This is a genomic window from Amycolatopsis sp. VC5-11, assembly GCF_037034185.1.
In the GTDB taxonomy this organism is placed as follows: domain Bacteria; phylum Actinomycetota; class Actinomycetes; order Mycobacteriales; family Pseudonocardiaceae; genus Amycolatopsis; species Amycolatopsis nivea.
Map to the genome: position 1 here is coordinate 257630 of NZ_JBAGKF010000002.1, position 12531 is coordinate 270160.

Sequence of the window (12531 nt, forward strand, 5' to 3'; positions counted from 1 at the left end):
GGCCGTCTCCAGTAGCGGCCATGAGGGCAGAAGTACCGTCACGGCGGCCGGAAAATCGGTGCTGTGCCGTGGTTCTCTTTGTGATCTTCGTCTTCCGCCGCTGAAACCCCGGTGTGCCGCGGATCTCGCGGCTGGATCGGGTGCCGGTTCCTCACGTGAGCGCGCCGGTTCGGCGTCCGCGGACTTTTTCTCGTGCTCGGTTCGTCCACGCGGTGGGATCCGCCGGACGCGCGGCGTGGGCCGGTGCCCGCGGGTTCGCGCAGGCCGTAGGGTGACCGCACCCATCGTCCCGTCCGAGCAGGAGCCGTTCTTGCCTCGCACCGTCGTTCCGCCCGCTGTGCGGACGTTGCCCGTTCTGGCCATTGTGGTCTGTCACGACGGCGAAGAATGGCTGCCGCTGGCGCTTTCCGCGTTGCGGCGCAGCACAGTCCGTCCGCGGCACGTGCTCGCCGTGGACACCGGATCCACCGACCGTACCCCGAAACTGCTCGCCGACGCAGCACAACCGGGCGCGGCCGCCGAGGAGCCGGTGCTGTCGGGAGTTGTCACTCTGACGAGTGAAACCGGGTTCGCGGAGGCGGTCGCCGCGGGCGTCGCGCACGCGGTGGAACGGTGGGGCGACCCGGGAACGTGGCTGTGGGTGCTGCACGACGACTGCGCCCCCGAACCCGACTGCCTCGACCAGCTCGTGCGCGCCGCGGAGGAAAACCCGTCCGCGAAAGTGCTCGGGCCGCTCGGCACCGACTGGACCGATCCGCGGCTGATCGTCGAGGCGGGGCTGTCCACCGACGCCTCCGGGCACCGCCAGCAGATGGCCGCGCCGGACGGCGAACCCAGCGAGGTCCTCGCCGTCCCGAGCGCCGGATCGTTGGTGCAGCGGGAACTCTGGGACGCGCTCGGCGGCTACGACGAGGACTTCCCGTTGCTGCGCGAGGATCTCGACTTCGGCTGGCGCGCCAACGCGGCGGGCTCGCTCGTGCTGTCGGTGCCCTCCGCGCGCGTCAGGCACGCTCGCGCCGTGTCCACCGGACAGCGCACCCCGGACGCCGCCGGCCGTCCGCTGGCCGCGCTGAACCGTTCGCACGGCGTACGCGTCTTTCTCGTGAACTGCTCGACTCCGTCGTTCTGGTTCGGGCTTGTCCGGCTGCCGGTCCTGTTGGTGCTGCGCGCGTTCGTGTTCTTCGTGCTGCGGCGCACCACCGAAGCGGGCGCGGAACTGGCCGCGCTCGGATACTTGTGCGGGGGCAAGGGAAATCTCCGCGCTGCCCGGGCGCGGCGGCGCGAGCAGCCGCGGCCCGGCACTGTCCGCGGGCTCTTCACGAGCCGGATCGCGAGGCTGCGCAACGCGATCAGCGCCGGCGTGGTTGGACTCGTCCGGCGCGGGGTACAGAGCGATGTAGCACTCGGGACGGTGCCGGAAAGCGTCGAGCAGGAGTCGGCGTGGATTCCGCCGGAGGCGCTCGCCGCGTCCGGCGCGCGTCCGGTCGGTCCGGACGCCTTGCCCGCCGGTGCGCTGCGCGGGCTGAGCACGCGCGGCCGGGGACTGCGTCGGCCGGGCACGGTCGTCGCGGTCACGCTGCCGGAAGCGCCGGTGTCCGAAGAGGACACTGAACCGGCCGAGGAGACCGCGGCCCAGCCGTCGCCGTCGCCCCGTCCGGAACCCGCCGCGCCCGAACCGGATCTGGTGTTCGTGGAGGTCAACCGGCGACGCGTGCTCGCCGCGACCGTCTTCGCTCCGCCGGTGGTGTTGGTCGTTCTGCTCACCGCGCTGGCTTTGGTGCTCAACCGCGGCCGGCTCGGTCTCGACCTGTGGGGCGGCCAGCTGCTGCCGGTCGGCGGGCTCGGCGAGATCTGGTCGACGTACCTGTCGCCGTGGCATTCGGTCGCCGGCGGCACCGGTGCGCCCGCTCCCGCGACGCTGCCGGTGCTCGGCACGATCGGCGCGATCTTCGCCCCGATCGGCGGTCCGGCTGCGCTCGTGGCGATCCTGCTCATCGGCGACATCCCGCTTGCCGCGCTGAGTGCGTACGTCGCCACTCGCAAGCTCGCCGTGCGCCGCTGGGTGCGCGCTGCCGTTGCCGCGACGTACGCGTTGCTGCCTGCCGCGACGGCGTCGGTCGCGCAGGGACGGCTCGATGTGGTTGTGGTGCATCTCGTGCTGCCGCTTGTGGTCGCGGGGATCGTTCGGTTGCTGACCCGGCCGGGCACGCGGTGGTTGCACGTCTCGGCGCTGTCGGCGTTCGGGGTCGCGTTGCTGGGCGCGTTCTCGCCGCTCGCGCACGGGCTGGCGCTGGTGGGTCTGCTGGTCGGGTTCGTGGTGCTGCCCGCGCCGTCCGGGCTGGCTCGGCGGGTGGCGTCGGTCGGGATCGTGGTGCTGTTGCCGCTGGTGCTGCTGCTGCCTTGGCCGACTGTGCTGCTGCGGCATCCGGAACTGCTGCTGCAAGGTCTTGGCGGTCCGGCCGCGCCCGCGTCCGCTACGGATCTTGCCGGGCTTACGCCGGGCGGACCGGGGGCGTGGCCGATCGGGGTGGTGGTGCTCGCGGCGACGCTGGTCGCGCTCGTGGTGCGGCCGCGGAAGCAGGTCGTTGGCGGGTTGGCGCTGGCGGTGCTGGGGCTGATCGGCGTCGTGCTGGTGCGGCAGGTGCAGTTGACGCCGATGCAGGGCGGCGCGCCCGCGTCCGGATACGCCGGGGTGCCGTTGCTGGTGGTCGGGGCCGGGTTGTTGTGGGCGGTACTGGCTACTTGGCAGCGGGGCGGTGCGGCGGTGCCTGCGGTTTGGTTGCCGAAGGTGCTCGCGGTCGCCGGGGTTGTGGTGGTGGCTGCGCTGGGTGTCGGGGCGGTCGCGACCGGGTCCGAGGGGCCGTTGACGGCGGCGGCGCGGCCGCAGCTTGCGCCTGAGGTGGCGGCGGATGTCGCGGCTACGGGGCGTTCGGTGCTGGATGTCAGCGCGGGGCAGGTGCGGCAGACCGGTGGTCGGCTGGCGCTCTTCGGGGACGATGAGCTTGCGCCGGTCAAGGGGACGCCCGAGCGGTTGGCTGACTGGCGGCGGGGGTTGGGGCAGGGAGATGTCGCGGCGCTGAAGCGGGTGTTCGCGGCTGCTGCGGCTTCTGGGGTGCAGTACGTGGTGTTGCCGGTGGGGACGGACGCTCGGGCGTTCGCCGCGGCGGCCAGTGATCTTGCCGCGGTGGCTGCGCCGATGTCGGATGGGCGGCCTACGTTGCGGTTGCTCCCGAAGTCTGGGGAGGTGGCGTTGATCTCGCCGGAGTTGGCCAAGCAGGCCGTGACCGGTGGAGGTGCGCCGGGGACTAATCCGGGGATCTCGCCGGTGGCTGCTCGGTTGCCGGACGTGCGGGTGCGGGCTTCTGAGGGGCCCACTGGGCGGTTGCTCGTGCTGGCGGCTGAGCAGGAGGCTGGGTGGCAGGCGAGTGTCGACGGGAAAGCGGTGCCGATCGTGCCTGCTTGGGGGCATCAGGTCGCCGTGTCGGTGCCTGCGAAGTCTTCGGAGGTGTCGGTGACGTTCCCTGGGACTGAGCGGGGGTTGTTGCTGCTGGTGCAACTGGCGGCGGTGTTGTTTACGGCGTTGACGGCTATTCCTTCTCGGGGGCGGGTCGAGTGAGTTTCGGCTCGTCGCCTGGCGGCGACATTGCGCTCGCTGCGGGGGCCCGCCACCCCGAAGTTTTATTGTGCTGACGGTTCGGGGGTGCTTGTCAAGGCGGGAAAGATGCCTTGACAAGCACCCCCGAACCGCAGGGAGGCTTCGGATCGGGGTTGGGGGCGGTGTGGGTGGCCTCGGGCGTGGTGGGTCAGTCAGTCGCCTTCGATGACGTCTGGTTCTACGCCTAGGTAGCCTGCGACCTGCTCTACCAGGACGTCGTGGACCAGGTCCGCCAGTTCTGACGGGTCTTTGGCGCGTGCTTCCAAAGGACGCCTGTACAGGACGATGCGGGCGCGGGTGGGCAGGCCTGCTCGGTCGACCCCGGCTGGGACCAGCCTTGACAGGGGCACTGCGCCGTCGTGCAGCACTCCGTCTGCGGGGGCTCGGCCGTCCATCCGGACTTCGGGGACGTCGTCTACCGCTACGTCCAGTTTCGTCAGCTCGTGTCGCCAGCGGGCCTCGATGGGTTCCAGGGCGTCCAGCACCAGCGCGTCGAAGCGTTCCGCGCGGCTCGCGGCCGCTGGCAGGGTCGCCGGATAGAGCGTTCCGCGCAGGCCCCGGCCGTGCCGGTCCCGTCGCAGCCGCTGCCGTTGTCGGTAGTCACGAGCCGTCGCCACCGGCCAAGTCTATGCGGTCGCCAGGGGAACGCGCGTGTCGCCGGTACTCGCTTGCGGCGACGCGCTATCGTTTCGGATCGTGCGGAGCGTACGGAAATGTTCGCGAACGGGTTGCCTCGAACCCGCTGTCGCCACGCTCACGTATGCCTACCAGGACTCGACCGCGGTCGTCGGACCGCTGGCCACCGCTTCCGAACCGCACTCCTACGACCTCTGCGAGGCCCACGCGCTGCGGCTGACCGTCCCGAAGGGCTGGGAAGTCGTCCGCCACGAGGGGGCCTTCGCCGCTCCGGAGCAGTCCGCCGACGAGCTGACCGCGCTGGCCGAGGCGGTGCGCGAGGCCGGTCGCTCCGACGTCCCGCCCGCGCAGCCCGAGCCCGAAGGGCCCTCCGGCAGGCGCGGCCATCTGCGCGTCCTCCCGGGGCGCGCCTGAGCCATCCTCCCGACCGGTAGGCTTTCGCCCGCGGCGCGAGTGGCGTCGCCACGGAACTAGCGGCGGGGAGAAGGCGTGCCAGACCTTTCGGGCATCGTGAAGGCCTACGACATTCGCGGCGTGGTCGGCGAACAGCTCGACGCCGCCCTCGTCCGGGACTTCGGGGCCGCGTTCGCGCTGCTCATCAAACCCGAGGCGCCGGCCGTGGTGATCGGCCACGACATGCGCGATTCGTCGCCGGAACTGTCCGCGGCGTTCGCCGACGGGGTGACCTCCCAGGGCCTCGACGTGGTGACGATCGGCCTGGCCAGCACCGACCAGCTCTACTTCGCCTCCGGTTCGCTCAACCTGCCGGGCGCGATGTTCACCGCCAGCCACAACCCCGCGAAGTACAACGGCATCAAGATGTGCCGCGCCGGAGCCTCGCCGGTCGGGCAGGACACCGGCCTCGCGGAGATCCGCGACACCGTCGAGCAGGGCGTTCCCGCCTTCGACGGCCAGCGCGGCACCGTCTCCGAGCGCGACGTCCTCAGCGACTACGCCGCCTACCTGCGCAACCTCGTCGACCTCTCCGGCTCGCGGCCGCTCAAGATCGTGGTCGACGCGGGCAACGGCATGGGCGGGCACACCGTCCCGACGGTCTTCGAGGGGCTGCCGATCGAGGTCGTGCCGATGTACTTCGAGCTCGACGGCACCTTCCCGAACCACGAGGCCAACCCGCTCGACCCGGCCAACATCGTCGACCTGCAGGCCAAGGTGCGCGAGGTCGGCGCGGACGCCGGGCTGGCGTTCGACGGCGACGCGGACCGCTGCTTCGTCGTGGACGAGCGCGGCGAGCCGGTGTCCCCGAGCGCGATCACCGCGCTGGTCGCGGTGCGCGAGCTGGCCAAGGAGCCGGGCGGAACGGTCATCCACAACCTGATCACGTCGAAGGGCGTGCCGGAGATCGTGTCCGAGCACGGCGGCAAGCCGGTGCGGACGCGGGTCGGGCACTCCTTCATCAAGGCCGAGATGGCGCGCACCGGTGCGATTTTCGGCGGCGAGCACTCCGCGCACTACTACTTCCGCGACTTCTGGCGCGCCGACACCGGCATGCTGGCCGCGCTGCACGTGCTGGCCGCGCTCGGCGAGCAGAACGGCCCGCTGTCCGCGCTCACCCAGGACTTCTCGCGCTACGCGGCGTCCGGCGAGATCAACTCGACGGTCAGCGACCAGGTCGCGCGGATGCTCGCGGTGAAGGACGCGTACGCGGGCAAGTCCGGCGTCCAGATCGACGAGCTGGACGGCCTCACCGTGCAGCTGCCCGGCGGCGCGTGGTTCAACCTGCGCCCCTCCAACACCGAACCGCTGCTGCGGCTCAACGTGGAGGCCGCCGACCGGGCCGCGGTCGAGGCGCTCACCGCCGAGGTGCTGGCCATTGTCCGGGCCTGACCGGCTGGCGCCGGATTGTGTCCGGAAGGCGCCCTCAACACCCCAACGACGCGTGGTATGGAGGAACTATGGCCATCACGCTTGACGCACAGCTGCTGGAGATCCTCGCGTGCCCGTCGCCGGATCACGCCCCGCTGCGTCCCGGTACGCCGGACGACGCCGAGGCCGACGCGCTGACCTGCACCGAATGCGGCCGGGTGTACCCGGTCCGCGACGGCATCCCGGTGCTGCTGCTCGACGAGGCGACGCTGCCCGGTTCGGCCGCTGACCACGGCGACAGTGCTTGACCATGCTTGACGATTCCCTGCTCGACGACTCCGCGCGGCTGGCCGATGCCGACCGCGCGGGGTTGCTGCGCGCCGCCGCGATGGCCGGTGCGCAGGTGCGGGCCACCGCCGAGGCGGCGGCCGAACTGGAGCTGAGCGAACGGCTGGACGTCGGGCGTCCGCGTTCGCTGGTGCTCATCGACCGGCCAGGGGTGAGCCGCACGCTCACCCGGCTGCTGGCCGCGTTGCTCACGCCGTCGTGCCCGGTGCCGGTCGTGGTGGCCGAATCGGTGCCGGCCTGGATCGGCGCGCTCGACGTGGTGTTCGCGCACACCGACGACGCGGGCGACCGCGAGCTGGCCGCGTCGCTGGAGCGCGCCGCCCGGTTCGGCGCGTCGGTGGTGCTGTCCGCGCCGGCGGAAGGGCCGGTCGCGGCATCGGTGGCGGGCAAGGGCGTGCTGCTCGCGCCGCGCGTGCCGGTGCCGCCGGAGCTGGCGTTCCCGCGCGGGCTGGCGGCCGGGCTGCTCACCGCGAACGCGCTCGGCCTGCTGGTCGCGGACGTGCAGGCGCTCGCCGACCAGCTCGACCTCGAAGCGGAGAAGGACTACCTGGCACGCGAATCGTTCGCCAATCCGGCGAAGGCGCTCGCGCTGCGGGTCGCGGACCGGGTGCCGCTGCTGTGGGGGCTCGACCCGGTCGCGGTGGCGGTCGGCGAGCACGCGGCGCACGCCTTCGCCGCGCACGCCGCGCTGGTGTGCGACGTGGAGGACTACCGGCAGGCGCTGGCCCGCCCGGCGTTGCGCCGGGTCGCGCAGTCCGGCGGGGCGGAGCGCGACATTTTCGCCGACCCGGACGACTCTCCCGGCGGAGTCGCGACCCGGGTGCTGCTGCTGTCGGTGCGGACCGGTCCGGCCACCGAGGCGGCCCGGTACCAGGCCGAGGAGTTCCTGCCGGGCGCGGACCTGATCGCGCCCGCCGAGGAGATCGAGGCGGACGAGATCGTCCGCGCCGCGGTGCTGGCGCTGCGGTTCGAGCTGGCCGCGGTGTACCTGGGGCTGGCGGCGGGCAGCATCGGCGGGGCCGGGAGATACGAACCGGCCTCCGCCTGAGGGAGCAGGGGGGAACGCGGGCAGGCGGTTCCGCCGCCGCGTGCGTCGGCCCAGTGCCGACGGGAAGGATTGGGAGTTGACAGTGGAGCTGTTGCGCAACGCCGTACGGCCCTACGCCTGGGGATCGCGAACGGCCATCCCGCAGCTGCAGGGACGTCCGGTGCCGGCGCCGCACCCCGAGGCCGAGCTGTGGATGGGAGCGCACCCAGGGGACCCGTCGCACGTGCTCGGCCCGGACGGCGCCGAGGTGAGCCTGCTCGAACTCGTCGACGCCGATCCGGTCGGCCAGCTCGGCGAGGACTGCGCGCGGCGCTGGGGCAACCGGCTGCCGTTCCTGCTGAAGATCCTCGCCGCGGAAGAACCGCTGTCGATGCAGGCGCACCCGTCGGCGGCGCAGGCCGCGGAGGGACACGCCCGCGAGGAGAAGCTGGGCATCCCGCGCGACGCCGCGAACCGGAACTACCCGGACCCCACGGCGAAGCCGGAGCTGGTCTGCGCGCTGACGGAGTTCCACGCGCTCGCCGGGTTCCGCGACCCGCACCGCACGGTCAAGCTCCTGAAGGCGATCGAGACGCCCGGGCTGGGCAAGTACACCGGCCTGCTGGAAGCCCAGCCGGACCCCGCCGGGCTGCGCGCGCTGTTCACCACCTGGATCACGCTGCCGCAGTCCGCGCTGGACGAATTGCTGCCCGAGGTGCTCGACGCGTGCGTCCGGCACGTCCAGGACCACGGCGAGTTCGCGACCGAATGCCGCACGATCCTGGAACTGGGCGAAACCCACCCGCGCGACGCAGGCGTGCTGGCCGCGCTGCTGCTCAACCGCCTGACCCTGCGTGCGGGCGAGGCGATCTACCTGCCTGCCGGCAACCTGCACCTGTACCTGCACGGCACCGCGGTGGAGATCCTGGCGAACTCGGACAACATCCTGCGCTGCGGCCTCACCCCGAAGCACGTGGACGTGCCGGAGCTGCTGCGCGTGGTCGACTTCGCGTGCGGGGAAATGCCGGTGCAGCACGGAGAATGCGCCGGCCAGCGGATGGCGGTGTACCACACGGACGCCCCGGAATTCGAACTGTCCCGAATGGAATGGGCGGCCGGGGAGGACACCGAGATCGAGGTCGATTCGGCCGGTCCGCAGATCCTGCTGTGCACCGAAGGGGACCTCCTGGTGCTCGCCTCGGACGGGGAACAGGCGGAATTGCGGAGGGGACAGTCGGTCTGGCTGCCCGCCGCGGATCCGGCGGTGCGGGTGCGCCCGTTGGGCGGGGAGCGGTCGCAGCTGTTCCGGGCTACCGCCGGGGCTTGCGAGCTGTGATCCGACCAGCTGATTGTCAGGCCCAGCGCTTCCCTTCGCCGAGGTTCCTCTAGGCTCCCACCGGGCAATTCGGGCGCGGAGCAGGGAGCGGGAAGTGTCAGCTGGCGGGGGAACCAAGGCGATCATCGCGGCGCTCGCCGCCAACGCCGGGATCGCGGTGGCCAAGTTCGTCGGCTTCCTGGTCACCGGGTCGTCGTCGATGCTGGCGGAGGCGGTGCACTCGCTGGCCGACACGTCGAACCAGGGGCTGCTGCTGCTCGGGCAGAAGACCTCGAAGCGGCGCGCCACCAAGGAACATCCGTTCGGGTTCGGCCGCGATCGGTATTTCTACTCGTTCATCGTCGCGCTCATGCTCTTCACCCTCGGCGCGGCGTTCGCGCTCTACGAGGGCATCCACAAGATCATCGAGCCGCAGCCGCTGGAGACGCCGGTCGTCGCGGTGATCATCCTGCTCGTCGCGATCTGCCTCGAGGGCTACAGCTTCTACACCGCGATGGGCGAGTCGCGCAAGATCAAGGGCAATGCGAGCTGGTGGCGGTTCATCCGCCAGGCCAAGGAGCCGGAACTGCCGGTCGTGCTGCTGGAGGACTCCGGCGCGCTGCTCGGTCTCGTGTTCGCGTTGCTCGGCGTCGGGCTTTCGGTGCTGACCGGCAATCCGGTGTTCGACGGCATCGGCACCGTGTTCATCGGGGTGCTGCTCGGCGTCATCGCGGTCATCCTGATCATCGAGATGAAGAGCCTGCTGATCGGCGAGGGCGCGACCGAAACCGATCTCGCGACCATTGTGGACGAACTGGCCGCGGGCAAGGTCGAGCGCGTCATCCACATCCGCACCCAGTACCTCGGCCCGGACGAACTGCTCGTCGCCGCGAAGCTCGCGCTCGTGCCCGGTCTCGACACCGCCGCGATCGCCGGTGCGATCGACGACGCCGAGGCCCGCGTGCGCGCGAAAGTCCCCGTCGCGACGCTGATTTACCTGGAGCCCGACCTCGACCGCGAGACGCGCTGACTGTCCGGGCAGCTGGCGCCCAACTGACAGGCTAGGGTGGCGCCCGGTCCCCACGAAGGTCACCGCAGGAGGTCAACGTTGCCCGGCACTGGGTTGTGGCGCACTAAGTCGATCGAGCAGTCCATTTCGGACACCGATGAACCGGAGACAAAACTCCGCAGGAACCTGAGCGCCTGGGACCTCACGGTCTTCGGCGTCGCGGTGGTCATCGGCGCCGGCATCTTCACGCTCACCGCGCGCACGGCAGGGGACTTCGCCGGTCCCTCGGTGTCCGTCGCGTTCGTGATCGCGGCGATCGCCTGTGCGCTCGCCGCGTTGTGCTACGCCGAATTCGCTTCCACCGTCCCGGTCGCGGGCAGCGCGTACACGTTCTCCTACGCCACCTTCGGCGAGTTCATGGCGTGGATCATCGGCTGGGACCTGATCCTGGAGCTGGCCGTCGGCGCCGCCGCGGTCGCCAAGGGCTGGTCGTCGTACCTGCAGACCGTGCTGGAGTACATCTTCGGCAAGGGCACCAAGACGTCGATCGATCTCGGCGGCGGTTTCGGCATCGACTGGGGCGCGTTCATCGTCGTGGCCGCGCTGGTGACGCTGCTGGTGCTCGGCACGAAGCTGTCGTCGCGGTTCTCGATGGTGATCACCGGCATCAAGGTCGCCGTCGTGCTGTTCGTGGTCATCCTCGGCTTCTTCTACATCAAGTCCAGCAACTACACGCCGTTCGTGCCCGAGGGCAAGCCCGCCGGATCCGGGTCGAGCGGCGTCGACCAGTCGCTGTTCTCGCTCCTCGCCGGCGGCGGCAGCAGCTCGTTCGGCATCTTCGGCCTGCTGGCCGGCGCGTCGATCGTGTTCTTCGCGTTCATCGGGTTCGACATCGTCGCGACCACCGCGGAGGAGACCCGCAACCCGCAGAAGGCCGTGCCGCGCGGCATTTTCGGCTCGCTGGCGATCGTGACCGTCCTGTACGTCGCGGTGTCGCTCGTGGTCGTCGGCATGGTGCCTTACACCGATCTGTCGACCTCGGCGGGCGACGGCAGCCACAAGACGCTCGCCACCGCGTTCTCCGCGAACGGCGTCGACTGGGCCGCGAACGTCATCTCCGTCGGCGCGCTGGCCGGTCTGACCACCGTCGTCATGGTCCTGATGCTCGGCCAGGTGCGGATCATCTTCGCGATGTCCCGCGACGGCCTCATGCCGCGTTCGCTGGCCAAGACGAGCGACCGCGGGACGCCGAAGCGCGCGACGCTCGTGGTCGGTGCGCTGGTCGCGGCTGGTGCGACGTTCTTCCCGGCGGACAAGCTCGAGGAAATGGTCAACGTCGGCACGCTGTTCGCGTTCATCCTCGTGTCGGCGGGCGTGCTGGTGCTGCGCAAGAGCCGCCCGGACCTGCCGCGCGCGTTCCGCGTGCCGGGCGTGTGGGTCATCGCGCCGCTGGCGATCCTGGCCTGCCTGTGGCTGATGCTGAACCTGACCGTGCTGACCTGGCTGCGGTTCGTCGCCTGGATGGTGATCGGCGTGGTGATCTACTTCGCCTACAGCCGCCGGCATTCGCTGCTGGGGAAGCGGCAGTCGGGCGTCGACCAGGGCGGGGCGGTTTCCGAACCAGCGCCGCCGGTCGCCGACTGACCTGTTTTCGCTGACGAGCGGCCCGTCGCCCCCTGTGGGCGGCGGGCCGTTTCGCATGGTCGGTCACGGATGCGCAACTCGCGGATCTCGGTTCGGGTGGCTACTCGGGCCCACCAGGGAAGGCGTGCTGAGCGTGCGATACCCTCCGCGTCGTCTTCCCTCTGACGGGTTAATCACTCTCGGGTAATTCGCACGAACAGTGGTCGGGGTTCCTACGGAGGGTCGCAGTTCTCCGCGTGTGTTATCCCCCGTTCGGATTTTTCCCTGAGGAGTAACTCCATGCCCATCAGCACCAGACTGCGTGCCGGTTTCACGGTCGCCGCGGTGGCCGGACTCGCCCTGCTCGGCACCGCGACCTCGGCGCTCGCCTGCACCACGGACGACGGCCGGGCGAAGCCGGTCGAGGGCAACGCGACCACCTGCGCCCAGGCGAAGGTGCCCGGCGACCTGCTCGACGCGGGCGACCTCACCGTCACCGGCGGCACGCAGAAGGACAAGTACCTGAACGTCACCGCGGTGGGCGAGGGCGTCACGGTCACCGCGATCGTGGTCAAGGGCGGCCCCGGGTTCAACGTGTACGTGCCGGGTGAGCGCGGCATGTCGGCCACGCCGCCGTGGGAGAAGCTGCGCTCGCCGTACAACCGCGGCGACCAGCTGCCGACGATCAGCCACTGGTTCGCCTGCGGGACCAAGACCACGCCGACCAAGCCGCCGGTCTCGGAGACTCCGACCACGGCTCCGTCGCAGCCTACTTCGGAGGCTCCTAGCACTACGCCTGCGCCGACTACGTCGTCGGTGCCGGGGGGTGTGACTTCTGCTCCTGCTACTACGACCAGTGCTCCGGCTGTGGTTCCGGCTGGGAACCAGAATGGGACTGGGGGCGGGTTGGCTAACACTGGGTTTGACAATGCCTGGCTGTTTTGGGTTGCCGGGGTGTTGATTGTTGGCGGTGGTGCGTTGCTGGTGCTGCTCAAGGTTCGGCGGCGCGGGACTAACTGATTCGGTTCGGGGTGGCGGCTCGTCGCCTGGCGGCGACATTGCGCACGGTTGGTGCGGCGGGCACCCCGAAGCTG

10 protein-coding genes are annotated in these 12531 nt (G+C 70.8%); 9 read left to right on the forward strand and 1 reads right to left on the reverse strand.

The window, feature by feature from the left end; translation table 11 throughout:
- The first annotated feature begins 310 nt into the window (after positions 1 to 310).
- Positions 311 to 3616 (forward strand): glycosyltransferase family 2 protein, encoded by a 3306-nt coding sequence (locus WA670_RS08535; RefSeq protein WP_336157336.1) that lies wholly within the window; start codon positions 311 to 313, stop codon positions 3614 to 3616.
- Positions 3617 to 3807: 191 nt separating this feature from the next.
- Here the strand turns inward: WA670_RS08535 and WA670_RS08540 are convergent, their stop codons facing one another.
- A complete protein-coding gene (locus WA670_RS08540; RefSeq protein WP_037816621.1) occupies positions 3808 to 4272 on the reverse strand; it encodes a metallopeptidase family protein in 465 nt (154 codons plus the stop codon).
- 79 nt (positions 4273 to 4351) lie between these two features.
- Between WA670_RS08540 and WA670_RS08545 the strand changes: the two genes are divergently transcribed.
- The 8 genes from WA670_RS08545 to WA670_RS08580 all read left to right on the forward strand — a co-directional run bounded on the left by WA670_RS08545 (position 4352) and on the right by WA670_RS08580 (position 12457).
- Positions 4352 to 4705, forward strand: a complete 354-nt coding sequence (locus WA670_RS08545; RefSeq protein WP_037718335.1) for a DUF3499 domain-containing protein — start codon at positions 4352 to 4354, stop codon at positions 4703 to 4705.
- Positions 4706 to 4780: 75 nt separating this feature from the next.
- The gene (locus tag WA670_RS08550) at positions 4781 to 6136 is read left to right on the forward strand and encodes a phosphomannomutase/phosphoglucomutase (protein ID WP_037816618.1); all 1356 of its coding nucleotides are present in this window, start codon (positions 4781 to 4783) and stop codon (positions 6134 to 6136) included.
- 68 nt (positions 6137 to 6204) lie between these two features.
- Positions 6205 to 6423, forward strand: a complete 219-nt coding sequence (locus WA670_RS08555; protein WP_037816616.1) for a Trm112 family protein — start codon at positions 6205 to 6207, stop codon at positions 6421 to 6423.
- Positions 6424 to 6425: 2 nt separating this feature from the next.
- Positions 6426 to 7511, forward strand: a complete 1086-nt coding sequence (locus WA670_RS08560; protein WP_037816614.1) for a hypothetical protein — start codon at positions 6426 to 6428, stop codon at positions 7509 to 7511.
- An 82-nt stretch (positions 7512 to 7593) separates the two neighbouring features.
- Positions 7594 to 8826, forward strand: coding sequence for a mannose-6-phosphate isomerase, class I (gene manA / locus WA670_RS08565; RefSeq protein ID WP_037816612.1), 1233 nt, complete (start codon positions 7594 to 7596; stop codon positions 8824 to 8826).
- Positions 8827 to 8920: 94 nt separating this feature from the next.
- Positions 8921 to 9835 (forward strand): cation diffusion facilitator family transporter, encoded by a 915-nt coding sequence (locus WA670_RS08570; protein WP_037816609.1) that lies wholly within the window; start codon positions 8921 to 8923, stop codon positions 9833 to 9835.
- A gap of 78 nt (positions 9836 to 9913) precedes the next feature.
- Positions 9914 to 11458, forward strand: a complete 1545-nt coding sequence (locus WA670_RS08575; RefSeq protein ID WP_037816607.1) for an amino acid permease — start codon at positions 9914 to 9916, stop codon at positions 11456 to 11458.
- Positions 11459 to 11737: 279 nt separating this feature from the next.
- Positions 11738 to 12457: an LPXTG cell wall anchor domain-containing protein gene (locus WA670_RS08580; RefSeq protein WP_336157340.1), complete on the forward strand. Its 720-nt coding sequence runs from the start codon at positions 11738 to 11740 to the stop codon at positions 12455 to 12457.
- Positions 12458 to 12531 lie beyond the last annotated feature (74 nt).

What these genes read in the sequence shown, in the direction of transcription:
- WA670_RS08555 (WP_037816616.1), top strand. Translation starts at nt 6,205, where the DNA reads ATGGCCATCACGCTTGACGCACAGCTGCTGGAGATCCTCGCGTGCCCG.
- WA670_RS08560 (WP_037816614.1), top strand. Translation starts at nt 6,426, where the DNA reads ATGCTTGACGATTCCCTGCTCGACGACTCCGCGCGGCTGGCCGATGCC.
- WA670_RS08580 (WP_336157340.1), top strand. Translation starts at nt 11,738, where the DNA reads ATGCCCATCAGCACCAGACTGCGTGCCGGTTTCACGGTCGCCGCGGTG.